At 66.7% G+C, this 26398-nt stretch carries 21 protein-coding genes; 8 read left to right on the forward strand and 13 right to left on the reverse strand.

Annotation, left to right across the window (positions count from 1 at the left end; translation table 11 throughout):
• Positions 1–307 precede the first annotated feature (307 nt).
• From lpdA to KU884_RS00330, 13 genes are all read right to left on the reverse strand, one after another.
• A complete protein-coding gene (lpdA, locus tag KU884_RS00270; RefSeq protein ID WP_167780747.1) occupies positions 308–2086 on the reverse strand; it encodes a dihydrolipoyl dehydrogenase in 1779 nt (592 codons plus the stop codon).
• 245 nt (positions 2087–2331) lie between these two features.
• Entirely contained in the window at positions 2332–4011 is a 1680-nt protein-coding gene (aceF, locus tag KU884_RS00275) for a dihydrolipoyllysine-residue acetyltransferase (protein ID WP_167780748.1), read from the reverse strand.
• A 65-nt stretch (positions 4012–4076) separates the two neighbouring features.
• Positions 4077–6734, reverse strand: a complete 2658-nt coding sequence (gene aceE, locus KU884_RS00280; RefSeq protein ID WP_167780749.1) for a pyruvate dehydrogenase (acetyl-transferring), homodimeric type — start codon at positions 6732–6734, stop codon at positions 4077–4079.
• 225 nt (positions 6735–6959) lie between these two features.
• On the reverse strand, positions 6960–7586 hold the full coding sequence (locus KU884_RS00285; protein ID WP_167780750.1) for a DUF502 domain-containing protein: 627 nt from the start codon (positions 7584–7586) through the stop codon (positions 6960–6962).
• A 56-nt stretch (positions 7587–7642) separates the two neighbouring features.
• Entirely contained in the window at positions 7643–8356 is a 714-nt protein-coding gene (locus KU884_RS00290) for a DUF4197 domain-containing protein (protein ID WP_167780751.1), read from the reverse strand.
• A 111-nt stretch (positions 8357–8467) separates the two neighbouring features.
• On the reverse strand, positions 8468–8782 hold the full coding sequence (locus KU884_RS00295) for a high-potential iron-sulfur protein (protein ID WP_167780752.1): 315 nt from the start codon (positions 8780–8782) through the stop codon (positions 8468–8470).
• A 177-nt stretch (positions 8783–8959) separates the two neighbouring features.
• Entirely contained in the window at positions 8960–9682 is a 723-nt protein-coding gene (locus KU884_RS00300; RefSeq protein WP_167780753.1) for a hypothetical protein, read from the reverse strand.
• Positions 9683–9752: 70 nt separating this feature from the next.
• On the reverse strand, positions 9753–10670 hold the full coding sequence (gene hemF / locus KU884_RS00305; RefSeq protein ID WP_167780754.1) for an oxygen-dependent coproporphyrinogen oxidase: 918 nt from the start codon (positions 10668–10670) through the stop codon (positions 9753–9755).
• A gap of 9 nt (positions 10671–10679) precedes the next feature.
• The gene (locus tag KU884_RS00310; RefSeq protein WP_167784053.1) at positions 10680–11228 is read right to left on the reverse strand and encodes an L-threonylcarbamoyladenylate synthase; all 549 of its coding nucleotides are present in this window, start codon (positions 11226–11228) and stop codon (positions 10680–10682) included.
• A gap of 35 nt (positions 11229–11263) precedes the next feature.
• Entirely contained in the window at positions 11264–13621 is a 2358-nt protein-coding gene (locus KU884_RS00315) for a DNA topoisomerase I (protein ID WP_167780755.1), read from the reverse strand.
• Positions 13622–13745: 124 nt separating this feature from the next.
• Complete coding sequence (locus KU884_RS00320; RefSeq protein ID WP_167780756.1) at positions 13746–14222, reverse strand: DUF494 domain-containing protein; 477 nt, start codon at positions 14220–14222, stop codon at positions 13746–13748.
• Complete coding sequence (dprA, locus tag KU884_RS00325) at positions 14219–15343, reverse strand: DNA-processing protein DprA (protein WP_167780757.1); 1125 nt, start codon at positions 15341–15343, stop codon at positions 14219–14221. Before dprA ends, KU884_RS00320 begins: the two co-directional genes overlap by 4 nt.
• A gap of 5 nt (positions 15344–15348) precedes the next feature.
• Positions 15349–16371: a LysM peptidoglycan-binding domain-containing protein gene (locus KU884_RS00330; protein WP_254432126.1), complete on the reverse strand. Its 1023-nt coding sequence runs from the start codon at positions 16369–16371 to the stop codon at positions 15349–15351.
• Positions 16372–16498: 127 nt separating this feature from the next.
• Between KU884_RS00330 and def the strand changes: the two genes are divergently transcribed.
• The 8 genes from def (at position 16499) to KU884_RS00370 (ending at position 26362) form a co-directional block, all read left to right on the forward strand.
• Positions 16499–17002, forward strand: a complete 504-nt coding sequence (gene def, locus KU884_RS00335) for a peptide deformylase (RefSeq protein WP_167780758.1) — start codon at positions 16499–16501, stop codon at positions 17000–17002.
• Positions 17003–17080: 78 nt separating this feature from the next.
• Positions 17081–18022 carry a methionyl-tRNA formyltransferase gene (gene fmt, locus KU884_RS00340; protein ID WP_167780759.1) on the forward strand — a complete coding sequence of 314 codons (942 nt, stop codon included), beginning with the start codon at positions 17081–17083 and terminating at the stop codon, positions 18020–18022.
• Positions 18022–19347, forward strand: a complete 1326-nt coding sequence (rsmB, locus tag KU884_RS00345; RefSeq protein WP_167780760.1) for a 16S rRNA (cytosine(967)-C(5))-methyltransferase RsmB — start codon at positions 18022–18024, stop codon at positions 19345–19347. The genes fmt and rsmB overlap by 1 nt, the downstream gene beginning before the upstream one ends.
• Positions 19344–19931 (forward strand): DUF4390 domain-containing protein, encoded by a 588-nt coding sequence (locus KU884_RS00350; protein ID WP_167780761.1) that lies wholly within the window; start codon positions 19344–19346, stop codon positions 19929–19931. The genes rsmB and KU884_RS00350 overlap by 4 nt, the downstream gene beginning before the upstream one ends.
• Positions 19913–22123 carry an ATP-binding protein gene (locus KU884_RS00355; protein ID WP_167780762.1) on the forward strand — a complete coding sequence of 737 codons (2211 nt, stop codon included), beginning with the start codon at positions 19913–19915 and terminating at the stop codon, positions 22121–22123. The genes KU884_RS00350 and KU884_RS00355 overlap by 19 nt, the downstream gene beginning before the upstream one ends.
• A complete protein-coding gene (locus KU884_RS00360) occupies positions 22120–23481 on the forward strand; it encodes a sigma-54 dependent transcriptional regulator (protein ID WP_167780763.1) in 1362 nt (453 codons plus the stop codon). The genes KU884_RS00355 and KU884_RS00360 overlap by 4 nt, the downstream gene beginning before the upstream one ends.
• A gap of 36 nt (positions 23482–23517) precedes the next feature.
• Complete coding sequence (gene trkA, locus KU884_RS00365; RefSeq protein WP_167780764.1) at positions 23518–24894, forward strand: Trk system potassium transporter TrkA; 1377 nt, start codon at positions 23518–23520, stop codon at positions 24892–24894.
• A gap of 16 nt (positions 24895–24910) precedes the next feature.
• Positions 24911–26362, forward strand: a complete 1452-nt coding sequence (locus KU884_RS00370) for a TrkH family potassium uptake protein (RefSeq protein WP_167780765.1) — start codon at positions 24911–24913, stop codon at positions 26360–26362.
• The last annotated feature ends 36 nt before the right edge of the window (positions 26363–26398 follow it).

Here is a 26398-nt window from a genome sequence, read left to right on the forward strand (position 1 = left end):
AACGAATTGTTGATGGGTGGAGTTGGCGAATGCCGTGCCGCTATCAATCGCCGCGTTCGGATTTCCGGGGTGGGAAGTGCGGTTGGGGCGACTAGCGGAGCTCCGGCCCGGAGGCCGCCCGGCCCCGAAGGGGTGGCCGCATGGATGCGGCCACCGGCGCCCAGCACAAGGATGTGCTGTAAGCCGGCCAGGCCGGAGGGACGGAAACTTTCCTTCGTAAGAAGGAAAGTTAGGCGGAGCTTCGGAGCCACAACCGCACTTCCCACCCCGGAAATCCGAACCCCGATCAGGCCCCGGAGCTATCCCCCTACTTCTTCTTCGGAATATACAGATCCGTGATCGTCCCCTCGGCCACTTCCGCGGCGAAGCCCACCGTTTCGCTGAGGGTGGGGTGGGGGTGGATGGTGAGGCCGATGTCGGTGGCGTCGCTGCCCATCTCGATGGCGTGGACCACCTCGGCGATGAGATCACCGGCGCTGACACCGACGATGGCGCCGCCCACCACCTGGCCGGTGGCCTCGTCGAACAGCAGCTTGGTCATGCCCTCCTCGCGGCCCATGGCCAGGGCCCGGCCGCTGGCCTGCCAGGGGAACGTGGCCTTCTCCACCTTCACGCCCTGCTCCTTCGCCTGCTCCTCGGTGAGGCCCACCCAGGCGACTTCCGGATCCGTGTACGCCACCGACGGAATCACCCGGGCGTCGAAGGCGCTCTTCTGGCCGGCGATGACCTCGGCGGCCACCTTGCCCTCGTGGGTGGCCTTGTGGGCGAGCATGGGCTGGCCGATGACGTCGCCGATGGCGAAGATGTGAGGTACCTGCGTGCGCATCTGCTCGTCGGCATGAATGAAACCGCGATCCAGCTCCAGCCCCGCCGCCTCGGCATTGATGAGATCACCGTTGGGTCGCCGGCCCACCGACACCAGCACCCGGTCGAAGGTGTCCGATTCCGGCGCGTCCTTGCCCTCGAAGGACACCTTGATGCCCTTCTTCTGGGCCTCCATGCCGGTGACCTTCGCGCCGGTGTAGATGTTCTCGTAGCGGGCGCGGATGCGCTTCTCGAAGGGGCGGAGAATGTCCTTGTCGGCGCCGGCCATGAGCCGGTCCATGAGCTCCACCACCGTCACCTTGGAGCCCAGGGCCTCGTAGACCGTGGCCATCTCCAGGCCGATGATGCCGCCGCCCACCACCAGCAGCCGCTTGGGGATGTCCGCCAGTTCCAGGGCACCGGTGGAGTCCATGACCCGCGGGTCGTCCAGGTCCATCCCCGGCGGCGCCACCGGTCGGGAGCCGGCGGCGACGATGGCGTGCTTGAACTTGATCGTGCGCGCGCCGTCCTTGCCGTCGACTTTCAGCTCATGGGGGCCCGCAAACTCTGCCTTGCCCGTGACCGTTTCCACCTTGCGCTGCTTGGCCATGCTGGCCAGCCCGCCGGTGAGCTTCTTCACCACGCTGGACTTCCAGTCCCGCAGCTTGTCCAGCTCGATCTTCGGCTTGCCGAAGACCACGCCGTGGTCCTTGAACTGCTCGGCGGTGTCGAGAATGTGACCCACGTGGAGCAGCGCCTTGGAGGGAATGCAGCCCACGTTCAGGCAGACCCCACCCAGCGTCTCGTAGCGCTCCACGAGAATCACCTTGAGCCCCAGGTCGGCGGCCCGGAAGGCGGCGGTATAGCCACCAGGGCCGGCGCCGATGACGACGACATCGCAATCGGCATCGGCGGGGGCGTTGGAGGGTGTGGCGGTCGGAGCGGGCTTCGGGGCCTCCGGCGCTGCCGCCGGGGCCGGCTTCTCGGGCGCCTTTTCCGGCTCCGTGGGCTTGTCCGCGGGCGCCTGGCTTGCGCCCCCGCCCTCGGTGGCCTCCAGTTCCAGGATGACGTCGCCTTCCTTCACCTGGTCGCCGACCTTGATCTTCACCGAGGTCACCGTGCCGCCGGTGGTGGCGGGCACCTCCATGGTGGCCTTGTCGGACTCCAGGGTGATGAGCGACTGCTCCGGCTCCACCGTGTCGCCGTCGCTCACCAGGACTTCGATGACATCCACGGCGTTGAAATCGCCGATGTCCGGAACCGTGATCGTTGTTGTCGCCATGGGTCGGATCCTTCTGTGTTCGGTTGCGCAGGCCCGGGCCGGGAGCTGCCGGGGACCGTCCGATATCGTGATCGATCGTTGCCAGGTGGCACGAAGCGGCGAGGGCGGGGAACGGGTGGCGGACTGTCTGCGAGAGGGACCTCGCAGACAAGCCTACAAGGACGTATTCACGGCGTGTCCGCCAGCCGTTCCCCGCCCTCGCCGCGCCCCGAACCCCGGCACCTCCACACCTCGGCCGATTCACCTCAAAGCAGCAGCTTCCGCAAATCCGCCAGCAGGCCCGCCAGATAGCTGGTGAACCGGGCTGCCGCGGCCCCGTCGATCACCCGGTGGTCGTAGGAGAGCGACAGCGGCAGCATCAGCCGCGGCTCGAACTCCTTGCCGTTCCACTTGGGCTTCATCTCCGACTTCGACACCCCGAGAATCGCCACCTCCGGCGCATTGACGATGGGCGTGAACGCGGTGCCGCCAATCCCGCCCAGACTGGAGATGCTGAACGTGCCGCCCTGCATGTCCTTTGGTCCGAGCTTGCCGTCCCGCGCCTTCACGCTGAGTTCGCCGAGATCCCGGGCAATCTGGTAGACACCCTTCTTGTCGGCATCCTTGATCACCGGCACCACTAGCCCCTGGGGCGTATCCACCGCCACGCCCACATTGATGTAGTGCTTGACGATGATGGCGTCGCCCTCGGGCTTGAGCGAACTGTTGAACTCCCTGTATTTCGCCAGCGCCCCGGCGGAGGCCTTGACCATGAACGCCAGCGGCGTGAGCTTCACACCTTCCTTGTCGGCGGCATCCTTCTCTGTCTTGCGGAAGGCCTCCAGCTCCGTGATGTCCGCCTCGTCGAACTGGGTGACGTGGGGCAGGTTCAGCCAGCTGCGCTGCAGGTGCGGCCCGGAGAGCTTCTTGATCCGGGAGAGCGGGACTTCCTCCACCTCGCCGAACTTGCTGAAATCCACCGGCGGGATCGGCGGAATGCCCGTTCCGCTGCCGGTTGCCGGGGCGGCGGCGGGAGCGCCGGCACCGCTTTGGGCCTGACTGACAATGCCCTTCACGAAACGCTGCACGTCCTCTTTGAGGATGCGTCCCTTGCGCCCGGATCCCGCGTCCTTGAGGTGGCCCAGGTCCACGCCAAGGTCCCGGGCGAAGCGCCGTACCGCCGGGGAAGCGTGGGCCCGCTTGTGGGCATCGCTGTCGATCTTCTGGGTGGGAATCGGCGCGGCGTCGGCCTCCACCTGGTGCACGTGATGTTCCGCTGGAGCCGGCTGGACCGGTTGTTCGCTGCCGCCAGCCGGGGCCTCCGCGTCGGGTTTCTCCGCGGCGGGTGCGGCCGCTGCCTCACCGCCACCGGCACCCTCAAGCTCCAGGATGCGATCCCCTTCGGCCACCTGGTCACCCACCTTGATGTGGACGGTGCCGACGGTGCCGCCCGCCGGGGCGGGCACCTCCATGGTGGCCTTGTCGGACTCCAGGGTGATGAGGGATTGCTCGGGCTCCACCGTGTCGCCCTCGCTCACCAGGACTTCGATGACGTCGACCTTGTCGAAATCGCCGATGTCCGGAACGGTGACCGTCTGGCTGCCGCCGCTACCGCCGGACGACGTGGACTGTGGCGCCTGCTCGGGCTGCGGTGCCGGCGCGTTCTGTGCCGCAGCCGGCTCCTCTGCCGGGCCGGAGCTGCCGTCCGCGGCGGGCTCCAGCTCGAGAATGGTGTCCCCCTCCTTGACCTGGTCGCCCACCTTGATTTTGACCCCTTTGACCGTGCCCGCTTCCGGCGCGGGCACTTCCATGGTGGCCTTGTCGGATTCCAGGGTGATGAGGGATTGCTCGGCCTCCACGGTGTCACCGTCGGAGACCAGGACTTCGATGACATCGACGGCGTCGAAATCGCCGATGTCGGGTACCGTGATCGTCTTCGTGGCCATGATCGGGTCCTTTTCGAGACGTCTCGGCCCGGGGCGACGGCCCGCCCCGGGCGCAGGAATGCCGGTTACGCCCGGGCCGGGTTGGGCTTGTCCGGGTCGATGCCGTACTTCTTGATGGCCTTGGTCACCGTGGCGGCGTCTAGCTGACCCTCATCGGCCAGGGCCTTCAGGGCGGCGACGGTGACGTAGTAGCGGTCCACCTCGAAGTGATGGCGCAACTGCTCGCGGGTGTCCGAGCGGCCGAAACCGTCGGTGCCGAGCACGTAGAAGCGCCGATCCATGAAGCCACGGATCTGATCCGGCACGGCCTGCATGTAGTCGGTGGCGGCGATGGCCGGACCCTTGCGGCCCTTCATCTGATCCTCCACCCAGCACGTTGTCGGCTTCTTGTCCGGGTGCAGCAGATTCCAGCGTTCCGCCTCCAGCCCGTCCCGTCGCAGTTCGTTGAACGACGGGCAACCCCAGAGATCCGCATCCACCTTCCAGTCCTGCTTGAGCATGTCGGCGGCGGCAATCACCTCACGGAAGATGGTGCCCGCCCCCATGAGCTGCACCTTGTTCTTGCCCTTGCCGCCTTCCCGGAACAGGTACATGCCCTTGCGGATGCCTTCCTCGGCGCCCTTGGGCATGTCCGGCTGGGGGTAGTTCTCGTTCATCATGGTGATGTAGTAGAAGACGTTCTCGCCCTCCTTGTACATCCGCCGCAGCCCGTCCTGGATGACCACCGCCATCTCGTAGGGGAAGGTGGGATCGTAGGACACGCAGTTGGGAATGGTGGAGCTCAGCAGCAGGCTGTGGCCGTCCTGGTGCTGCAGCCCCTCGCCGTTCAGCGTGGTTCGCCCGGCGGTGCCGCCCATGAGGAAGCCGCGCGCCTGCATGTCGCCTGCCGCCCAGGCCAGATCGCCGATGCGCTGGAAGCCGAACATGGAGTAGTAGGCATAGAAGGGCACCATGTGCACGCCGTGGTTGCTGTACGCCGTGCCGGCGGCGATCCAGGAGCTGAAGGCCCCCGCCTCGTTGATGCCCTCCTGCAGGATCTGACCGTTCTTGCTCTCCTTGTAGAGCATGAGCTGGTCCGAGTCCTCGGGCTCGTACAGCTGGCCCACGGAGGAGTAGATCCCCATCTGCCGGAACAGACCCTCCATGCCGAAGGTGCGTGCCTCGTCCGGGACGATGGGAACGATGTGTTTCGCCAGCTTCTTGTCCCGGGTGAGTATGGACAGCAGACGCACGAACGCCATGGTGGTGGACATCTCGCGCTCGCCGGAATCCTTGAGCAGCAGCTCGAAGGCCGAGAGGTCCGGGATCTCCAGCGCCGGTGCGTCGGTGCGCCGCTGCGGCAGGTAGCCCCCCAGAGCCTTGCGCCGCTCGTGGAGATACTGCATCTCCGGGCTGTCTTCGTCCGGCTTGTAGAACGGCGCCTTCTCCAGTTCCTCGTCGGGAATCGGGATCTCGAACCGGTCCCGGTACTCCTTGAGTGCCTCCAGGCCCATCTTCTTCTGCTGGTGAGCGATGTTCTGCCCCTCGCCGGACTGGCCCATGCCGTAGCCCTTGACGGTCTTCGCCAGGATGACCGTGGGCTGGCCCCGGTGCTCCTGGGCCGAATGGTAGGCGGCGTAGACCTTGTGCGGATCGTGACCGCCGCGGTTGAGTCGGCGGATGTCCTCATCGGACATGTTCGAGACCATCTCCTTGAGTTCCGGGTACTTGCCGAAGAAGTGTTCCCGGGTGTACGCGCCGCCCTTGGCCTTGAAGTTCTGGTACTCGCCGTCGACGGCCTCTTCCATGCGCTTGAGCAGCAGACCCTTGTCATCCTTGTCGATGAGCGGATCCCAGTAGGAGCCCCAGATCACCTTGAGCACGTTCCAGCCGGTGCCGCGGAACTCGCCTTCCAGCTCCTGGATGATCTTGCCGTTGCCGCGCACCGGCCCGTCCAGGCGCTGCAGGTTGCAGTTGACCACGAACACCAGGTTGTCGAGCCCCTCCCGGGCGGCCACGTCGATGGCGCCCAGGGATTCCGGCTCGTCCATCTCGCCATCGCCCATGAAGGCCCAGACCTTGCGATCACCCATGTCGATGATGCCGCGGTGGTGCAGGTACTTCATGAACCGCGCCTGGTAGATGGCCATGATCGGCCCCAGACCCATGGATACCGTGGGGAACTGCCAGTAGTCCGGCATCAGCCAGGGATGCGGGTAGGAGGTGACGCCCTTGCCGCCCACGTCCTGGCGGAAGCCCCGCAGATGCTCCTCGTCCAGCCGGCCTTCCAGGTAGGAACGGGCATAAACACCCGGGGAGGAGTGGCCCTGGATGAATACCATGTCGCCGCCGTGTTCATCGTTGGGCGCGCGCCAGAAGTGGTTGAAGCCAACATCGTAGAGGGTGGCGCTGGAGGCAAAGCTGGCAATGTGGCCGCCGACTCCGGGCCGTGCCTCGTTCCCCTGGAGTACCATGGCCATGGCGTTCCAGCGGATGATGGAGCGTAAGCGCCACTCCAGGGCGTGGTCACCCGGAGAACGCGTCTCCATGTGCGGGGGGATGGTGTTGAGGTAGGCCGTTGTCGACTTGAACGGGATGTACCCGCCACGGCGTCGGGCCTTGTCCACCAGGGTTTCGATGAGGAAGTGGGCCCGGTCCGGCCCCTCCATCTCGATCACTGCTTCCAGGGCTTCCAGCCACTCGCCTGTCTCCTGGGGATCGATGTCATCCGGTCTTTCGGCCATGGACCTGCCTCGATTGTTGTGCCCGTGGTCACCGCAGCGAATCGCTGGCCAGTCTTGCGGCAGCGATCTGGCCCTCAAGCCTTGTGAGCAGCGAGGTGCTTGGTGACTTCAGGCGTGGCTTTTTCATGGTGCCCGGTCGGGCACGCGTTTCTCCTCTTCCGTTTTCATCATAGAAGCCCGGTGCGCCGCTGACCACACCGTATTTTGCCGTTGTGGGACAAGGATTTATTCCGCTGCTTTATGTTGCGATGCGCCACGGTTGGCCTGGGTGGACATGCCTGCGGTCAGGGCGAACCGCATGGCTTCATCAATGCCCATGTCCACCGGCTCCAGGTGTTTTCGCGGCAGAATCAGGGTGTAACCGCCGACCTGATAGCTCATGGGCATGTACACCGCGACCTCGTCCTCGTCGGCCATGTTCCCGGGGAGGCCGTCCCAGTCCTGCCGGGTGACCAGCCCCATGAGGCGCGCCGAGGTATCCCCCAGAGACACGCGCACCAGCACCACCTGGGATGCCTGCCGCTGATTGCCGCCGGAGACAAAGGCCATCAGGTCCTGCACCGCCGAGTAGACGGTCTTGATCAGGGGGATGCGCTGGACGAGACCCTCGCTCCACTCGAATAGACGCCGGATCAGGTAGGCCTGCAGCAGCACCCCCACGCAGAAAATCAGGGCGATGCCGAGCAGCAGGCCGATGCCGGGGACATACCAGCTCTCCGGGAGAATGAAACGGATAATGCCGCCGAGGACGTTCTCGGCGGTGCGGGCGATCCAGACGATGAGATAAACGGTGACGAATACCGGCAGTATGGCTGCCAGTCCTTTCAGGAAGATGCCGCTAATGTGGCGCATTGGTCCCTCCGTGGGGTGTGCGAGGTGCTCGCGGAGGTGGCTCCGCGATTGCCGGATCAGGAATCGTTGCCGCCGAAGTACTCGCGTAGCAGTTCGGTGGTCCGGGCGGCCGGGTTCTCCCGTATGCGGCCCTCCTCTTCGGCCAGCACGGCGAAAAGGCCCTCCAGGGCCCGGTCCGTGACGTAGCGGTCAAGATCGAGCTCCAGTTCCGGGAGTCCTGGCAGGCGGTTATAGCTGTCACGCAACGGTTGGTAGACGCGGTAGACTCCTGCTTCGCCCAGGTGCTTCTGCACCACGGGCTCGTAACGTTCCTGCAGCGTCGCTTCCGACTGGTCGCGCAGGTAACGGGTGGCGGCGTCGTCCTCGCCCCGGATGACGGCGTAGACGTCAGACGGGCGCATGTCCCTGATCGCGTCAGTGAAGATGGGAGCGGCCTCGGTGGCGGCAGCCTCGGCCGCACGATTCATGCGTTGCTCGAGTTCGTCCACCTGGCCGCCGAGGCCAACCCTGCGGAGCTGACCGGCGGCGCTGTGGAACTCCTCCGGCAGGCCGATGCGGATCATGGCGTTGCCCAGGTAGCCATCCTCGCGTCCGGTGCGATCCACGGTGCGCTCCGTGCCCACGCGCAGGGCCTCGCGGATGGCCTCGGTTCCGCGGTCGTCATCGTCGGCGCCTTGCGCGAACGGCAGATCACGGGGCAGCTCGAAGCCGGCACATGCGGTGAGCAGGAGGCTCAGGAGCAACAGGGGAAACGCACGGGGGAGACGCATGGCAAGCCATCCTCGGCATCGGGGAGTTGACCACCAATGATACGCGGGCGCACCAAACACGACAGCCCTCGCGGAGAGGGCTGTCGTGGGTGGGGTTGGTGAGGCCGAGGGTCAGCCGGCCCAGGCGCTGCACCAGCCCTTGTCCTTCACCAGGACGTCGGCGAACTCGGGGTGATGGCAGCCACCCCAGCCGTCTTCCTCCTCGCCGGCCCAGAAGGCGCAGTTGTCGCAGCGCTGGTCTTCTTCGAAGTCCGGGTGATCGGAGTCGGCACCGTCGTTGACGTAGTCCAGCGCGTGTCCGTCCTCGGCCTTGGCCATGGCCTGCACCTTGCCCTGATGGATCAGCGTGGCCAGCGGCAGCGCCGCAACGGCCATGGCGCCGGTCTTGAGGAACTTGCGACGACCCGTATCGGTTGGTTCTGTCATGGTGTTTCCTCTCGGCTTGCTTCGGATTATTGGCAGATCTCCCTGATGGTACCCGACGCGGACCGGGCAGCTAACAGGGGAGCGGCCTCGGGCGCACGGTTCCTTGACCTGGGTCAAGTCCGTTCGTCGTACCAGGTCGCTGTGATGACCGGTGGGGCCGCCGAGAGTTCCTCGGCATCAGGGAAGCGAGCCGCGCACGCCCGCCGTGCGTGGGGGGCCGGAAACGATACGGCCATGGTCATTGAGCCACAGTTCGTCGCCGCCGGCCTGATGAAACGCCATGATGAGCCGCCCGTCACGAAGATCAACGGTATGACGCTCGGTGATCGTGAAGGTCTGTCCCTGGAAGCTCACCTGCCCGGGGAAAACGCGAATGTACCTCGGGGGCTCCTCCGGGTCCGGGCTCCAGCGGGGAGAAGTCCATGCGGGCAGATCCCTGGGCGGTTGCAGCGCCCGGGGTGTTGGCGCACCTGCCTCGCCGCTGGTCACATGCTGCGCCGGTGTGAGGTCGAGCGCCCAGCCGGCGTCGGCGGCGTGATTGCGCAGGTGCTGTAGCAGTGCATCATGCTGGGCGGCGTAATCGCCTGCCGTCTCCAGCGGGAAGGGATGGTGCCAGACCGCTGCCGGTGTGGCCCGCAAGGCCCGCAGCCGGATGCTGCGCCAGGTGTCGGCGGCCAGGGCCGTGGCGGTGCCGCCGAACGGCGTCACAACGGCGGCGCCCCGCGGGTCGCGGATGGCACCGGCGAATGCTTCCCCCTCGATCCGTCCGGCGCAGTAGAGCACCAGCATGGGCCGGTGCCGGCCGCCGATCCGGTCATGCGCCGAATCCGGGTCGCCCAACAGGTGCCGCACGACCAGTTGCAGATCAACGCGATGCAGGGTGGTAATGTTTGCCGCCATGCCGCTTCTCCCGTCCACGCACAGCCAGTACACGGGAAGTCTGCGGCATCGCGCCGCGGCGCACTTGTCTTCAGGCGCCGCCCAACCAGTCTCGAGGCGTCAAATAACGGCTGGTCAGCGCCTCTTCCGGTGAACCGGGTTCGGGCTGGTAACCGTACTGCCAGCGCGCCAGCGGGGGCAGGGACATGAGGATGGATTCGGTGCGGCCGCCGGACTGAATGCCGAACTTGGTGCCGCGGTCGAACAGCAGGTTGAATTCCACGTAGCGTCCACGCCGGTAGAGCTGGAACTGACGTTCGCGCTCCCCGTAGGCCATGGCGCGGCGCTCCTGGACGATGGGCAGATAGGCCGGGCGGAAGTGATCGCCCACCGAGCGCATGAAGGCGAAGCACTGCTCAAAGCCCCAGGCATCCAGGTCGTCGAAGAACAGGCCGCCCACCCCCCGCTGTTCGCCGCGATGGGGCAGGTGGAAGTAGTCGTCGCACCACTGTTTGTAGCGGGGGTAGACGTCCTCACCGAATGGCGCGCAGGCGGCCTGCGCCGTGGCATGCCAGTGCCGGCAATCGGCGTCGAAGCCGTAGTAGGGCGTGAGATCGAAGCCACCGCCGAACCACCACACCGGTTCGGCGTCCGGGTGCTCGGCGATGAAAAAGCGCACGTTGGCGTGGCTGGTGGGGACATAGGGATTGTGGGGGTGGATCACCAGCGACACGCCCATGGCCTGGAAACTGCGGCCGGCGAGCTCGGGGCGACGCTCCGAGGCCGCCGCCGGCAGGCTGTCGCCGTGGACGTGGGAGAAGTTGATCCCGGCCTGTTCGAACACCGTGCCGTCGTGGAGCACCCGCGAGCGGCCGCCGCCGCCCTCGGACCGGTCCCAGGCGTCCTCGTGGAAGCGGGCGGTGCCGTCTTCCGACTCCAGGGCGGCGCAGAGGTGGTCCTGCAGGCCGTGGAGGTAGTTTTTCACCGCGGACACGTCGGGTTGCGTCATGGTCCGTCCTCAGTGGCGCAGGATGCCGCCGGTGGTGCCGTCGCGGATCTCTGTAGGGCGGCCTCGCCCGCCGGTGTCACCGTGGACGACATGGTCGACCCGGCCGCCAAGGCGCCAGCGCGCTTCGGTGGCCGTCAGTGCCGGACGTGAGCCGCTGCGGTTGGCGCTGGTGGACACCAGGGCATCGCCGAAGTCGTTGCTGAGTCGCGCCGCCAGCGGGTGATCGGTGACCCTCACGGCAAGGGTGCCGCGGCCACCGGTGAGCCAGGCAGGCACATCGCGCCGGCAGGGCAGCACCCAGGTGACCGGCCCCGGCCAGGTGGCCAGCGCCTGATCCAGCTGTGTGGCGGTGGCGGCCAGATACGGCAGCAACAGATCGATGCGGCCGGCTAGCAGGATGACGCCCTTGCCCTGACTGCGGCCCTTGAGGTGCAGCAGCCGCTGCACCGCCTCGCCGTTCAGCGGGTCGCAGCCCAGTCCGAAAACGGCCTCGGTGGGATAGGCGATCAACCCGCCCCGCTCCAGGAGGCGGTTGACCGCCAGCAGCCGCAGGTGCATGGCCAGGGCCTTGTTCTTGCGGTCGCGGGACACGACTAGCTGCTCTTGGCGGTGCGCTTCTTCGGCGCGGCCTTGCTGGTGCTCTTGGCGGCAGTCTTGCCCTTGCCCTTGGCTTTGCCCTTGCGCTCCGGCGCCTTGGCAATCAGCTCCTGGCAGGCGGCGAGATCCAGGCTTTCCGGCTCCACGTCCTTGGGAATCTTGGCGTTCTTGTTGCCGTCGGTGACATAGGGGCCGTAGCGCCCCCGCAGCACCCGGATGCCGCCCTCGAATTCGTTGATAATGCGGTTGGCGTCCTCGCGCTTCTTCTCGGCGACGACCTCCAGCGCCCGCTCCAGAGTGATGGTGTAGGGGTCATCCTCCTTGAGCGAGGCGAACTTGTTGCCGTATTTCACGTAGGGGCCGAAGCGGCCGATGCTCGCCTGTACCGGTTCACCCTCCGGCGTCTCGCCGAGACTGCGCGGCAACTGGAACAGCGCCATCGCCTCGTCCAGGGTGATGGTATCCATGTCCTGTCCGGGGCGCAGACCGGCGAAGCGCGGTTTCTCCTCGTCGTCCTTGGTGCCCAGCTGCACGAACGGGCCGTAACGACCCACGCGCACCTGCACCGGCTTGCCGGACTTGGGGTCGGTGCCCAGTTCCCGCGCCTGCACCACCTCCTCCCGGGAGATGTCTTTCTTCTCTTCCACCCGCGCCTTGAAGGGGGTCCAGAAGTCCTTCAGAAGCGGCACCCAGTCCTTCTGGCCCAGGGAGATCTCATCGAGATCGTCCTCCAGCCGGGCGGTGAAGTCGTAGTCCACATACTGGGTGAAGTGATCGGTGAGGAACTTGTTCACCACCCGGCCGATGGGCGTGGGCCGGAAGCGCCGGTTCTCCAGTTCCACGTACTCGCGGCTGAGCAGCGTCGAGATGATGCTGGCATAGGTGGACGGACGGCCGATGCCGTACTCCTCCAGCGTGCGCACCAGGCTCGCCTCGCTGTAGCGCGGCGGTGGTTCGGTGAAGTGCTGCTCCGGCCGGATCTGCACCAGCGTCACCCGGTCGCCTTCTTCAATGGGGGGCAGAATGCGGTCGCTGCTGTCCGCCTTGGCGTCGTCCACGCCCTCCTGGTAGACGGCCATGAAGCCCGGGTCGGCAACCGTGGAGCCGGTGGCCCGCAGGGTATTGCCATCACCGCATTCCAGATCCACCGCAACGGTGTTGATGGTTGCATGAATCATCTGCGAAGCCATGGCGCGTTTCCACACCAGTTCGTAGAGCCGTTGCTGGTCCTGGGTGAGCTGGCTCTTGAGCTCGTCCGGATGGCGCGCCGCCGACGTGGGGCGGATGGCCTCGTGGGCCTCCTGGGCATTCTTCGCCTTCGTGCGGTACACCTGCGGTGCCTCGGGCACCTTGTCCTTGCCAAAGCGGTCAGCGATGACGCTGCGCATCTCCTGCACGGCTTCCTGGGCCAGGTTCACCGAGTCGGTACGCATGTAGGTGATCAGGCCCACGGCGCCGCTGCCGGTGTCGATGCCCTCGTAGAGCTGCTGCGCGATGCGCATGGTGCGCTGAGCGCCGAAGCCCAGCTTGCGCGAGGCCTCCTGCTGCAGCGTGGAGGTGGTGAACGGCGCCGCCGGGTTGCGCCGGCGCTGCTTGCGTTCCACCTTCTTCACCGGCAAGCCATCCTGGCCGGCGGCCTCCAGGGCCTTCTGCACCTCGGTGGCGCGGTCCTCGTTGTTGATGGTGAACTGCTCGATCTTCTCGCCCTGGAAGTAGGTGAGCTTCGCCTGGAAGGGCTGCTCCTCCTTCTTCAGGTCGGACTCGATGGTCCAGTATTCCCTGGGCTGGAATGCCTCGATCTCCTCCTCGCGCTCGACGATCATGCGCAGCGCAGGGGACTGCACGCGACCGGCGGAGAGTCCGCTGTGGATCTTGCGCCACAAGAGCGGCGAGAGATTGAAACCCACCAGATAGTCCAGGGCGCGCCGCGCCTGCTGGGCGTTCACCAGATCCATGGACAGGTCACGGGCGTTCTCGATGGCGTCCTGGATGGAGCGCTTGGTGATTTCGTGGAAGACCACCCGGCGCACGGGCTTGTCCTTGAGCAGCTTCTTCTCGCGCAGCAGCTCGTAGAGATGCCAGGCAATGGCCTCGCCCTCGCGGTCCGGGTCAGTCGCCAGGTAAAGGGCGTCGGCGTCCTTGAGCGCCTTGGCGATGGCATCGACATGCTTCTTGTTCTTGTCGATCACCGAGTAGCGCATGGCGAAGTCATTATCCGGATCCACCGCGCCCTCCTTGGGCACGAGATCCCGCACATGGCCGTAGGACGCCATCACCTGGTACTCGGACCCCAGGTATTTGTTGATCGTCTTCGCTTTCGCCGGTGATTCGACGATGACCAGAGATTTGCTCATCAGACAATAAAACCCCGCGATGCGAGGTTCCCGATTGCTGGGTGGGTTGTCAGGGGCGTCGCGCCAAGGCACCGTGCCGCCGCGCTCGCCCGAGTCGATGACACGGCATGTTCCCGGTGTCGTGTCAGTGGATCAGGTGCATGGGATTGTCGAACAGGTAGTTCTCCATCCACGCAAACGCCTCTTCCTGGCCCGGCTGGTTGAACAGAACCATCAGTGTCACCCACTTCACCTGGTCCAGGTCCACATCGTCGTCGTCCAGCGCCATCAGCCGGTCAATGATCACTTCGCGGCTCACCGGCGTCAGCACGCCGATCTGTTCCAGGAAGATGACGAAGCCACGGCTTTCCAGGTCCAGTTTGCCGGCTTCGCGGTCGCTGAACAGCCGCAGGGACATGCTTCTGTTCAGTGCTGCGCCCCCCGGGAGCTCCCGTGACTCCCCCAGTTCGTCCAGCCAGGCAAAGGCGCGGCGTACTTCGCCGGGGTGAAAACCTGCCTCGAACAGTTCGCCTTCCAGCGAATCCCGATCCGGTTGCGGTTCGTCGTCATAGAGGTAGTTCTCGAACAGGTACATCAAGACGTCGAACACGTTTTCCTTCATTCATTCCGTCCCGCCCGGGCGTAGCGACCGCCGGGCATTGCTTCGATGCGGCCAGACAATTCAAGTAGTAGGAGAATGGAGGAAACCACATCAGGCGTCAATGCGGTGCGCTGCAGCACGGTTTCCAGGGGCACGGGGTCGTGGCCGACGGCTTCCAGGACGCGTCGGTGATCATCGTCCAGGCCGGATTCGTCGCTCTCGCTGGTGCGCGCCCCGTCCCCGGGTGCCGTGCCGGACAGCGGGTTCAGCATGGCGCCAATCTCCTCGAGAATCTCGTCCGCCTGTTCCACCAGTTTCGCTGAGCCCTCGCGGATGAGTAGATGGCAGCCCCGCGCCAGGGGGTTGTGAATGGAGCCGGGAATGGCAAAGACTTCGCGACCCTGTTCCAGCGCGCAGCGGGCCGTGATGAGCGAACCAGAGCGCGGACTCGCCTCCACCACCAGCGTGCCGGTGGCCAGACCGCTGATGATGCGGTTGCGGCGCGGGAAATGCCCCGCGCGGGCCGGCGTGCCGCAGGGAAATTCGGTGACCACGGCGCCTCTGCGGGCGACGCGGTGGGCCAGGGAGCGGTTACGGGCCGGGTAGATGCGATCCGGTCCGGTGGCGGTGACGGCGATGGTCAGCCCGTCGGCCTCCAGGGCTCCTTCATGGGCCGCAGCGTCCACGCCCAGGGCGAGGCCGCTGGTGATGGTGAGCCCGCGGGCGGCCAGGTGGCGGCTGAATTCCCTGGCCGTCTGCCGGCCACCGCTGGTGGGGTTGCGGCTCCCGACCACGGACAGCTGGGGAACCGATAGCACGTCGGGGTCGCCGTTGACGAACAGGCCCAGCGGTGGGCTGTCGATTTCCCGCAGCAGCGCCGGGTAGCGGGCGTCTGCCCAGGGGATGAAGTGGTGGTCGTCCGGTGCCGCCTCGAGCCAGGCGTGATCCAGCGCGATGCCGTCATGATCCGGGGCCTGGAGGCCCGAGATCACCGCCGGGGTGGCACCGGATTGCCGCCACGCCGTGGCGCCGGCGTCCAGCGCCGCAGCAGCCGAGCCGAAACGTTCCACCAGCGCCAGCGCCAGGGCCGTGCTCAGTCGCGGCGTGCGCGCCAGCGCCAGCCAGGCCTGTTGTTCCGTCATGGTGCTCAGGGGTTACGCACGATATCCATGGTGTTCATGGCACGCGTGGCACGCATCACCAGCCCGAAGCTCAGCTCGTCGAAGACCTCGAAGATGATCATTTCGCCGGCCCGCTCCTCGGGGAGGGTCACGGTCTCGCCCGCCACGTCATCGCGCACCTCGCGCCCCGCCTTGTAGACGGCAAGGACGTGACCGTCCTCCATGCCGTGTTCGGTGCCACGGTTGACCACCACCACGTCGAACTGACCGATCTGTGTCACGCCGTCCATCACGTCCATGATGACCCCGCGCACGTCATCCTCCGGTGCCCGCGGCTGGAAGGTGGTGCGGATCGGGCCGGCGGGCGCCTCGAGCAGCCGGTCACCGGCGCGGATCTCGCGGTTGCTGCTGGCCACCTGGGCGGTCCCCGGGTCGCCGTGGCGCGTCACGCGGGCGTCGCCCAGATAGGTGGCCTCGAAGCCGAGGACGCGGTCGGTGTCCGGGTCCACATAGGGGTCACCCTTGCGGACGATCATGAAACTCTCGGTCTGATCGTCGGGCAGGTTGCGGACGTAGACGTTGTCCCCGCGGGTTGCCATGACCCGTTCGTCCTCGCCGGCAACGATGTAGGCGGCGTCCTCGAGGGTTTCTTCATCCACCACGCGGCTGCGGTTCAGGAACGGGCGAATCGCCTCCATGGGGATGGTGCTGATGGCGGGCTCCAGCTCTTCCTCGCGAACCTCCGGTGACAGGCGCACGGTGCGCTGGCCGCGATCCACGGTGAGCCGGGGTTCGCCGTCGACGAAAACCAGGTGGATGACGTCGCCCGGGTAGATCAGGTGCGGGTTTTCAATCTCCGGGTTGACGTGCCAGATCTCCGGCCACAGCCAGGGGCTCTCCAGAAAGCGCTCGGAGATGTCCCACAGGGTATCGCCACGCTGGACCGTGTAGCGCTCCGGGTGATCATCCCGGAAAGGGTCATCCGCAAGAGCTGCCGGCACGGCGAAAAGCAGCCCGCACAGCAGTGCGATCAGCATCCTGGTTCGCATGAGGTAATCCTTATCCGTGTCGACCTGTGTTGCAGGCGCGGTCGACATTCCGTTCCAAATTGCCTGCGGGTCACTTATGATTCTAGACTTTACGCTAACCTGAACTCATCTGTTGCGCAACGGACTCATGCCCAAACTCGACATTCTTCAATATCCGGATCCGCGCCTGCGAACCGTCGCCCGGCCCGTGGCTGAAGTGGATGACCGCATCCGCACGCTGGCGGACGACATGCTGGAAACCATGTACGAGGCGCCGGGCATTGGTCTGGCGGCGACCCAGGTGGATGTCCACGAACGGGTGGTGGTCATTGATGTGTCCGATGATCGTGATCAGCCCCTGGTGCTGGTGAACCCGGAAATCACCGGGTCCGGCGGCAGTGCACGCGGACAGGAAGGCTGCCTGTCGGTGCCCGGTTACCAGGACATGGTCGAGCGTGCCGAGTGGGTTCGGGTCCGTGCGCTGGACCGGACTGGTGGGGCGCTTGAGTTCGACGCGGATGGCCTGCTGGCCGTCTGCGTGCAGCACGAGATCGATCACCTCGACGGCAAGCTGTTCCTGGATCATCTCTCCGAGCTCAAGCGCAAGCGGGCGCACCGTAAACTGACCAAGCAGGCCCGCCTTTCAGCCTGAACCGGGGGTGGACGCCAGCAGGCGGTCAGCCATCGTTCCGGTCGGCAGATCTCTGCCGGCCCCGATCATTGAGTTCTCATGTCACATCAGGCCCGAATCGCCTTCGCCGGCACGCCGGATTTTGCTGTGCCGGCCCTGCGCGTGTTGCTGGATCATCCTGCCACGGTGGCGGGCGTGTGGACGCAACCCGACCGACCTGCCGGCCGCGGTCGACGGCCGCGGCCGTCGCCGGTGAAGGCGTTGGCGGAGGCCGCGGGCGTGCCGGTGCATCAACCGGACACCCTGACCAGCCCCGCCGGCCGGGAGGCACTGGTGGCCGCCGCGCCGGACCTGCTCGTGGTGGTCGCCTACGGCTTGCTGCTGCCCCGGCCGGTACTGGAACTGCCCGCGCGCGGCTGCGTCAATCTGCATGCCTCGCTGCTGCCCCGCTGGCGTGGGGCAGCGCCCATCCAGCGTGCGGTGATGGCGGGTGATCAGGAGACCGGTGTCTGCCTGATGCACATGGATGCCGGCCTGGATACCGGCCCGGTTTACGGTTGTCGCCGGACTCCGGTCGCCGCGGACGACACCGGTGGCAGTCTCCACGACCGCCTGGCCGAGCAGGGTGCGCAGCTGTTGGGTGACAACCTGGACGATCTGCTGGCCGGTGTGTTGACACCGGAGCCACAGCCGGCCGAGGGCGTGACCTATGCGCGCAAGCTGGACAAGCGTGAAGCGCGGCTGGACTGGAGTGCCGATGCCGCCGTTCTCGCCCGGCAGGTGGCCGCGTTCAACCCCTGGCCGGTGGCGGAAACGGACTGGAGCGGCGTGCGACTGCGCATCTGGCGTGCAGAGGCGCGTGCGGAGGAATCCACGGCCCTGCCGGGGACCGTCACGGCAGTGGATGCCGCGGGTATCGATGTGGCCTGTGGTCGCGGCACGCTGCGGCTGCACGAGTTGCAGGCGCCGGGGGGCCGTCGCCAGCCGGTGGACCAGTTCATCAACGGCCACGCGCTGGCCGTGGGAGCCCGGTTCCACTAATGCCGGCGGGGAAGCGCCAAGGTCCGCCGCAGACCGGCGCCCGGCTGGCAGCGGCGCAGGCGGTCCAGGCGGTTGCCGAGGGGCGCTCCCTGGCCGAGGTGTTACCCGAGCTACTGCCGCGGGTGCCCGCCGGCGAAGGGGGGCTTGCCCAGGAGCTCGCCTACGGTGCGCTGCGCTGGCATCCGCGTCTGGACTGGATTCTGAGCCAATTGCTCGAGCGGCCCTTGCGGCGCCGCGACCGGGACGTGCACGCCCTGCTGATGGTGGGTCTCTACCAGTGCCTGGAGACCCGCATCCCCGACCATGCCGCCGTGTCCGAGACAGTGGTGGCTGCACGCTCCCTGGGAAGGCGCTGGGCGGCCGGACTGGTCAATGCCATCCTGCGGCGCTATCTCAAGGAGCGCGAGTCGCTGGAGGCCCGGTGGCAATCGGTGCCCACGGCGCTTTACGCACACCCGCACTGGTTACTGGAGGTCTACCGTCAGGCCTGGCCGGATGACTGGACGGCGCTGTTGGAGGCCAACAACCAGCGTCCGCCCATGACCCTGCGGGTCAATCGCCGGCAACAGGGCCGGGCGGCTTACCTGCAACGGCTGGAGGATGCCGGCCTCGGAGCGGGCGCGCACCCGCTGGCGGCGGATGCGGTGGTGCTGGATGAGCCGGTCCCGGTGGACCGGCTCCCGGGTTTCAGTTCCGGTGCCGTGTCGGTTCAGGATGCGGCCGGTCAGCAGGCGGCGGCGCTGCTGGACGTTCAGCCCGGGCACCGGGTGCTGGATCTCTGCGCCGCCCCCGGCGGCAAGACCTGTCATATCCTGGAGGTGCAACCGGCGCTGGCCGAGCTGGTGGCGGTGGACCAGGCGCCGACGCGGCTGCATCGTGTCCAGGAGAACCTGGATCGCCTGGGGCTATCGGCGCGTCTGGTTGCCGGTGACGGGGCGCGTCCGGAGGATTGGTGGGACGGCACCCCATTCCATCGCATCCTCCTGGACGCACCCTGTACCGCCTCCGGTGTGGTCCGCCGTCATCCGGACATCAAACTGCTCCGTGAGCACGGTGATCCGGACAAGCTGCAGCAGCTGCAGGCCGCGTTGCTCGCGGCTGCCTGGCCCCTGCTGGCGCCAGGGGGTATGCTGGTTTACGCGACGTGTTCCGTGCTGCCCAAGGAGAACGATGAGGTGCTTGGGCCCTTCGTTGCTGCGCACCAGGATGCCAGGCTCATCGCCATTGACGCGCCCTGGGGGCGGTCGCTGGCCTGTGGCCGACAGATCATCAGCGGGGAATCGGGCATGGATGGCTTCTACTACGCATGCCTGGTCAAGCAATGACGGTGTCGATACCCCGAAATGATCCGTCGCGCCGCGGCCTGCTGACAGTGCTGTTGCTGCTGTTGCTGCTGGCACCCACCGCCTCGGCGCACGCCGCCCTCAATCTTGCGGGGGCCGATGTCCGTGATGACGACGGCGGCATCTATCTCAATGCCCGGTTTGACGTCACCCTCAGTCGCGAGGCAGAGGAGGCGCTGCAGAGCGGCGTGCCTCTGCGCCTGGAGATGCAGCTCCGGGTAACGCGGCCACGCGGTTGGTGGTGGTGGGATGCGGAGCTGGTGGACGAGGCGGTGCACACCGAGTTGCGTTATCACGCCCTGAGCCGTCGCTATGTCGTGCTGCACGAGTCCACCGGCGAGCGACGGACCTTCTTCCGCCGGGATGCCGCCCTCAACGCCTGGGCCAGCATCGCCGGGCACCAGGTCATCGCCCGTGAACGGCTCGATACCGATACCCGTTACCAGCTGCACCTGCGCGCCCGGCTGGACGCCAGCAGTCTGCCGTATCCGCTGCGCACGGTGGCGCTGGTATCGCCGGAGTGGCGTCTGACCAGTGAGTGGTACGAATGGCCACTGCAGGGATGAAACGGGCGCGTCTGGGACTGGCCCTGCGCATTGCGCTGTGCCTGTTGTTGCTCGGTTCGCTGTACCTGCTGAGCCTCGCCACCCAGCACTCCGATCTGTTTGGCCGCCTGCATCCCTGGTTGCTGATCATCAACAGCGTCATCCTGGTGGTGCTGGTGGTGCTGATCGCCTTCAACCTGTGGAGGCTGCTCTCCCAGCGACGGCGCGGCCAGCCCGGCAGCCGGATTACTGTGCGCCTGGTGAGCATGTTCGTGGTGCTGGCCGTGGTGCCGGTGAGCGTAGTTTACTACTTCTCCATCCAGTTCCTGGATCGTGGTGTCGACGCCTGGTTCGACGAACGGGTCGAGCAGCAGGCCATGGAGGATGCGCTGCGCCTGTCCCAGGCGTCCTTTGATACCCGCAAACGGGAACTGCTGCAGCGCACCCAGTCGTCGGCACTGGAGATCGCCGATGTGCCCGACGGTCTGCTGCCGCTGGTGCTTGAGCGCCTTCGCTCCCAGGATGGTGCCGCCGAGGTGACCGTCATGCGCTCCAGTGGTCGTGTCCTCGCCACCAACGCCCGTGATCCGGATGCCGCGATACTGCCGCACCAGCCGGAGGACGACGTGCTCCTGCAGGTGCGCATGGGCCGGCCCTATGTAGGGCTCGACCCCATCGGCGACGACGGTCTGCACATCCGTGTGCTGGTCCCCGCTCCGGGTGCCCAGGGGGCGCCGGATCAACGCATTCTGCAGACGCTCTACCCGGTGTCGCCGCGGCTCAATGATCTCGCCGAACGGGTGCAGGACGCCTACTCGCAATACCACGAGGTGAGCTACCTGAGCCGGCCGCTCAAGGAGACCTTCACCATTACGCTGTCGCTGGTGCTGCTCATCAGCCTGCTGTTCGCCGTCTGGGCCGCGTTCTACGCCGCCCGGCGGCTGGTGGAGCCGGTGCGCTCTCTCGCCGAGGGCACCCAGGCGGTGGCGGCGGGTGATTACGGTCGCCAGCTGCCACCGGCCGGCAACGATGAACTCGGCTTCCTGGTGCGCTCGTTCAACGAGATGAGTCGCCGGGTGGCCCAGGCGCGGGACGAGGCCAAGGGCAGCCAGGCGCAGGTGGAGAACCAGCGCGCCTACCTGGAGACGGTGCTGGCGCGACTCTCGTCCGGGGTGCTGGCCGTGGACGGCGCTGGCAATATTCGCACCTGGAACCATGCCGCCGACCAGATCTTCGGCCTGGCGTTGCGGCCATACAGCGGTAAGCCGCTGAATCGTATCACCGACAAGCACCCGCACCTGGAGCCTTTCGTTGCTCTGGTGACGCGGCGCATGGAAGGACGCGATGGTGAGTGGCGGGAGCAGCTCAACCTGTTCGGCCCCCAGGGTCGCCAGGTCCTCACCTGTAGCGGGGCGACGCTGCCGGGGGGCGGCCAGGGGAGTGGCGGCCACGTCATCGTGGTGGACGACGTGACCACGCTGATCCAGGCCCAGCGCGATGCCGCCTGGGGCGAGGTGGCGCGGCGGCTCGCCCACGAGATCAAGAATCCGCTGACGCCCATTCAGCTGGCCGCCGAGCGGCTGCGCCGCAAGCTCCAGCCCACCGTTGAGGGCCGTGACGCGGATGTGCTGGAGCGTTCCACCCAGACCATCATCCAGCAGGTGGACGCCATGAAGGCCATGGTCAACGCCTTCAATGAGTATGCGCGACCGCCGCGACTGGATCTCGCCATGTCGTCACTGAATCGGATTGTCCGCGAGGTGGCGGACCTGTACCGCGGCGGCGAGGGGGCTCCGCACATCGCGCTGGACCTGGACGAATCCCTGCCGGGGATTCTCGTGGACGCCGGCCGTATCCGCCAGTTGCTGCACAATCTGATCAAGAATGCCCAGGAGGCGACCCCGGCCGGCGAGCACTGCGACGTGACCATGCTGACTCGCCATCGGGACGAACCCGGCTTCCACGGTATCGAGCTGCAGGTGGCCGATCATGGGCCCGGGTTCAGTGACGAGGTGATCGAGCGGCTGTTCGAGCCCTACGTCACCACCAAGGCGAAGGGAACCGGACTTGGCATGCCCATTGTCAAGAAGATCGTCGAAGAGCATAACGGCAGCATCAGCGCCGAGAATACGCCGACCGGAGCCTGCGTGACAGTACGCCTGCCCATGCCCGAGGTCGTGCGACTGGAGCCACGCGCGGAGGAGAGTCAATGAGTGCACCAACCATCCTGGTGGTGGACGACGAGCCGGATATCCGCAGTCTCGTCCAGGAGATCCTGGAAGACGAGGAGTATGCCGTGCGCGTCGCTGCCGACGCCGCCGACGCGCGGGAAGCGCTGCGCGCCGGGCGCCCGGACCTGATCCTGCTGGACATCTGGATGCCGGACACCGACGGCATCACCCTGTTGAAGGAGTGGGCCGAAGGGGACGGGCTGCCCTGCCCCGTGGTCATGATTTCCGGGCACGGCAACATCGAGTCCGCCGTCGAGGCGACGCGCCTCGGGGCCTACGACTTCATCGAGAAGCCGCTGTCCCTTGCCAAGCTGCTCCTGGTGGTGGAGCGAGCCCTGGAGGCGGATCGCCTGGTGCGGGAAAACCGCGGCTTGCGGGCCGAGAGCGAGGGTGTGCCGGAACCGGTCGGCGATAGCGCGGTCATCCGCGAGGTGCGGGCCCAGGCGCGGCGCATCGCCGGGCACCATACCTGGGTGCTGATCACCGGTGAGGCGGGTAGCGGCAAGCGCAACATCGCCCGCTACATGCACGCGCACAGCCCCCGTAGCGGAGGGCCCTTCGTGGAGGTGGCTGCGGGCTCCCTGGCGGGCGGCAGCAGTGCGGCGCCGGAGCTGTTCGGCAGCGAGCAGGACAGCCGCGTCAGCTACGGGCGCCTGGAGCAGGCCAACCAGGGCACCCTGTTCATCGACGAGGTGGCGGATCTGGACATGGGCGCCCAGGTCCGGCTGCTGAGCGCGCTGACGGCGCAGAAGTTCCACCGTGTCGGCGGCGCAGATCCGGTGGCGGTGGACGTGCGGGTGCTGGCGGCGACGCGCACGGACCTGGAACTGGAAGTGCGCGAGGGGCGTTTCCGCGAAGATCTGTACTACCACCTGAACGTCGTGCCCCTGCGGGTACCGCCGTTGCGCGAGCATCCGGAGGACATCCCCGCCCTGCTGGATTTCTACCTGGAGCGTTTCGTCGCCCGCGACAAACTGCCGCGACGCCGCTTCACCGAGGCGGCTCTCGCGCGCTTGCGTGCCTACCCATGGCCCGGTAACGTCCGCGAGCTCAAGAACCTGGTGCAGCGCCTGCTGATCCTGGGTGAGGGGGAAGAGATCGATGCCCGCGAAGTGGATGCGGCGCTGGGGGGCGCCGCGGGCTCGGCGCCGGAAGCGCGTGGCCTGCCCTTCGACCAGCCGCTGCGGGAGGCGCGCGAGGATTTCGAGCGCATGTACCTGCAGCATCAGTTGCGCGAGGCCGGCGGCAGCGTGGGCGAGCTGGCCAAGCTCGCGGGGATGGAGCGCACCCATCTCTACCGCAAACTCAAGGCCCTGGGCATTGACCCCCACGATTACTGAGCACCGGCGCGACCGCCGGTAAGGATCGGGCAATCCATGAAGATCATCATCCTCGGTGCCGGTCAGGTGGGCAGTTCGCTGGCGCAGAATCTTGCCAGCGAGGCCAACGACGTCACCCTGGTGGACACCGACGACCGCCGGCTCCAGGACCTGCAGGATCGCCTGGATCTGCGCACCGTGGTGGGCAGCGCCACCCACCCCACTGTGCTCAAGGGCGCGGGCGCCGATGATGCCGACCTGATGATCGCGGTGACCAACAGCGACGAATCCAACATGGTGGCCTGCCAGGTGGGCTATACCCTGTTCCACACACCCACACGGATCGCCCGGGTGCGGGCGCCGGAGTACCTGGCCTATCCGCAGCTGTTCTCGCCGGATGCCCTGCCCGTGGATGTGCTCATCAGCCCCGAGCAGCTGGTGACGCAGTACGTGAAGCGCCTGATCGAGCACCCCGGTGCCCTGCAGGTGCTGGACTTCGCCGGCGGCAAGGTGCGCATGGTGGCGGTGCGCGCCTACTACGGCGGGCCCCTGGTGGGCCAGGCCCTGCGCACCCTGCGCGAGCACATGCCCAACGTGCAGACCCGTGTCGCCGCCCTGTTCCGCCGCGGTCAGGCCATCATTCCCGAAGGCGACACCATCATCGAGGCGGGTGACGAAGTGTTCTTCGTCGCCGCGCGCAAGAACATCCGCGCCGTGATGAGCGAGCTGCGTAAACTGGACAAGCCGGTCAAGCGCATCATGCTCGCCGGCGGTGGCAACATCGGCAAGCGCCTGGCGCAGACCCTGGAGAGCCGTTACCAGGTGAAGATCATCGAGCGCTCCGCCGAGCGCGCCCGGGCCATCTCCGAAGAGTTGAACCGCTCCATCGTGCTGCTGGGCGACGCCGCCGACGAGGAGCTGCTGCTGGAGGAGAACATCGACAACACGGACATCTTCTGCGCGCTCACCAACGACGACGAGGCCAACATCCTCTCCGGCATGCTGGCCAAGCGGCGCGGCGCGCGCATGGTGATGTCGCTGATCAACCGCCCCGCCTACGTGGATCTGGTCCAGGGCAGCGAAGACATCGACATCGCCATCTCGCCCCAGCAGGCCACCATCGGCACCCTGCTCGCCCACGTCCGCCGTGGCGATGTCGTCATGGTGCACAGCCTGCGGCGTGGCGCCGCGGAAGCCATCGAGGCGGTGGCTCACGGTGATTCCCGCTCGTCGCGGGTGGTGGGGCGGCGCATCGAGAACATCCCCCTGCCCCAGGGCACCACCATCGGCTGCATCGTGCGCGGCGACGAAGTGATCATGGGCCACCACGACACCGTCATTGAGCCCGAGGACCACGTCATCCTGTTCCTGGTGGACAAGCGCCGCATCCCCGAAGTGGAGCGGCTGTTCCAGGTGGGTGTGACCTTCATCTGAGGGCAGGGATTCCGATATGCACTGGTCGGTGGTGGAGCGAATCGTCGGGCTGTTGCTGATGCTGTTCAGCCTCACCATGCTGCCGCCGGCCGTGGTGGCGCTGATCTACGGTGACCCGGGGTTGGTGCCATTCCTGACCGCCGCGGTGGTGATTTTCCTGGCGGGCGCTCTGGCCTGGCTGCCGGTGCGCAATGCCCGCCACGACCTGCGCACCCGCGACGGCTTCCTGGTGGTGGTCCTGTTCTGGATGGTGCTGGGTCTGGCCGGAGGGCTGCCGCTGTTCCTGTCGGTGGACCCGGATATCCCGTGGACGGATGCGGCCTTCGAGAGTCTCTCCGGGCTGACCACCACGGGCTCCACGGTACTCACGGGCATTGATCATCTGCCGGAATCCATCCGATTCTACCGCCAGCAGCTGCAGTGGCTGGGCGGCATGGGCATCATTGTCCTGGCCGTTGCCATCCTGCCCATGCTGGGTGTCGGTGGTATGCAGCTCTACCGCGCCGAGCTGCCCGGGCCGGTGAAGGACGCCAAGCTCACGCCGCGGATCGCCGGCACCGCCAAGGCCCTGTGGTATATCTACCTGAGCCTGACCATTGCCTGCGCCCTGGCCTACTGGCTGGCGGGCATGAGCGCGTTCGATGCCATCGGTCACAGCTTCTCCACCGTCGCCATCGGTGGCTACTCCACCTATGACGCCAGCTTCGGCCACTTCGACAATCCCGTGATTTCCACGATTGCGGTGGTGTTCATGCTCATCGCCGCCATCAACTTCGCCATGCACTTCGTGGCTTGGCGAACCCGCTCACTGCGCCACTACCTGCAGGATACGGAGGTGTGCTGGTTCCTGGGCATCATGACGACGCTGGTGCTCATCGTCAGCGCCACGCTGTTGCTCACCGGTTACTTCGGTGGTGTTGGCGAGACCATGCACCATGCCGTTTTCCAGACTGTCTCCATTGCCAGTACGGCCGGGTTCACCAGCACCGAGTTTGCCGCCTGGCCGGTGTTCCTGCCGGTCTTGCTGGTCATGGCGGCGTTCATCGGCGGCTGCGCCATGTCCACCGGCGGCGGTATCAAGGTCGTGCGCTTCGTGCTGCTGCTCAAGCAGGGACACCGCGAGATCATCCGGCTGGTGCACCCGCAGGCGCAGGTGTTGGTGAAGATGGGGCGGCGTGCCGTGGACGAACGGGTCATCAACGCGGTGTGGGGGTTCTTCGCCGCCTATATCGCCCTGTTCGCCGTGATGATGCTGGCACTCATGGGCACGGGCCTGGATCAGGTCACCGCCTTCTCGGCGGTGGCCGCCACCATCACGAACCTGGGCCCCGGGCTGGGTGACGTGTCCGGGCATTTCGGCGACATCAACGCCGTCGCCAAGTGGGTGTTGATGTTCGCCATGCTTCTTGGCCGGCTGGAAGTGTTCACCCTGCTGGTGCTGTTCACGCCGGCATTCTGGCGGCGTTAACGGCGCGCCCCCCGGATTGACCGGCGCCACCGTTCG

The organism is Aquisalimonas sp. 2447, assembly GCF_012044895.1.
Classification (GTDB): domain Bacteria; phylum Pseudomonadota; class Gammaproteobacteria; order Nitrococcales; family Aquisalimonadaceae; genus Aquisalimonas.

Coding starts and splice junctions, on each gene's coding strand:
- KU884_RS00295 (WP_167780752.1), bottom strand. CDS start 8,782: ATGACAGAACCAACCGATACGGGTCGTCGCAAGTTCCTCAAGACCGGC.
- aceE (WP_167780749.1), bottom strand. CDS start 6,734: ATGGCCGAAAGACCGGATGACATCGATCCCCAGGAGACAGGCGAGTGG.
- KU884_RS00350 (WP_167780761.1), top strand. CDS start 19,344: ATGACGGTGTCGATACCCCGAAATGATCCGTCGCGCCGCGGCCTGCTG.
- dprA (WP_167780757.1), bottom strand. CDS start 15,343: ATGACGGAACAACAGGCCTGGCTGGCGCTGGCGCGCACGCCGCGACTG.
- aceF (WP_167780748.1), bottom strand. CDS start 4,011: ATGGCCACGAAGACGATCACGGTACCCGACATCGGCGATTTCGACGCC.
- trkA (WP_167780764.1), top strand. CDS start 23,518: ATGAAGATCATCATCCTCGGTGCCGGTCAGGTGGGCAGTTCGCTGGCG.
- KU884_RS00320 (WP_167780756.1), bottom strand. CDS start 14,222: ATGAAGGAAAACGTGTTCGACGTCTTGATGTACCTGTTCGAGAACTAC.
- KU884_RS00285 (WP_167780750.1), bottom strand. CDS start 7,586: ATGCGCCACATTAGCGGCATCTTCCTGAAAGGACTGGCAGCCATACTG.
- hemF (WP_167780754.1), bottom strand. CDS start 10,670: ATGACGCAACCCGACGTGTCCGCGGTGAAAAACTACCTCCACGGCCTG.
- def (WP_167780758.1), top strand. CDS start 16,499: ATGCCCAAACTCGACATTCTTCAATATCCGGATCCGCGCCTGCGAACC.
- KU884_RS00370 (WP_167780765.1), top strand. CDS start 24,911: ATGCACTGGTCGGTGGTGGAGCGAATCGTCGGGCTGTTGCTGATGCTG.
- KU884_RS00310 (WP_167784053.1), bottom strand. CDS start 11,228: ATGCACCTGCGGCTGCTGGCGGTCAACCGCCTCCTGGAGCGGGGCGGG.
- KU884_RS00300 (WP_167780753.1), bottom strand. CDS start 9,682: ATGGCGGCAAACATTACCACCCTGCATCGCGTTGATCTGCAACTGGTC.
- KU884_RS00290 (WP_167780751.1), bottom strand. CDS start 8,356: ATGCGTCTCCCCCGTGCGTTTCCCCTGTTGCTCCTGAGCCTCCTGCTC.
- KU884_RS00360 (WP_167780763.1), top strand. CDS start 22,120: ATGAGTGCACCAACCATCCTGGTGGTGGACGACGAGCCGGATATCCGC.
- KU884_RS00330 (WP_254432126.1), bottom strand. CDS start 16,371: ATGCGAACCAGGATGCTGATCGCACTGCTGTGCGGGCTGCTTTTCGCC.
- KU884_RS00355 (WP_167780762.1), top strand. CDS start 19,913: ATGGCCACTGCAGGGATGAAACGGGCGCGTCTGGGACTGGCCCTGCGC.
- fmt (WP_167780759.1), top strand. CDS start 17,081: ATGTCACATCAGGCCCGAATCGCCTTCGCCGGCACGCCGGATTTTGCT.
- lpdA (WP_167780747.1), bottom strand. CDS start 2,086: ATGGCGACAACAACGATCACGGTTCCGGACATCGGCGATTTCAACGCC.
- rsmB (WP_167780760.1), top strand. CDS start 18,022: ATGCCGGCGGGGAAGCGCCAAGGTCCGCCGCAGACCGGCGCCCGGCTG.
- KU884_RS00315 (WP_167780755.1), bottom strand. CDS start 13,621: ATGAGCAAATCTCTGGTCATCGTCGAATCACCGGCGAAAGCGAAGACG.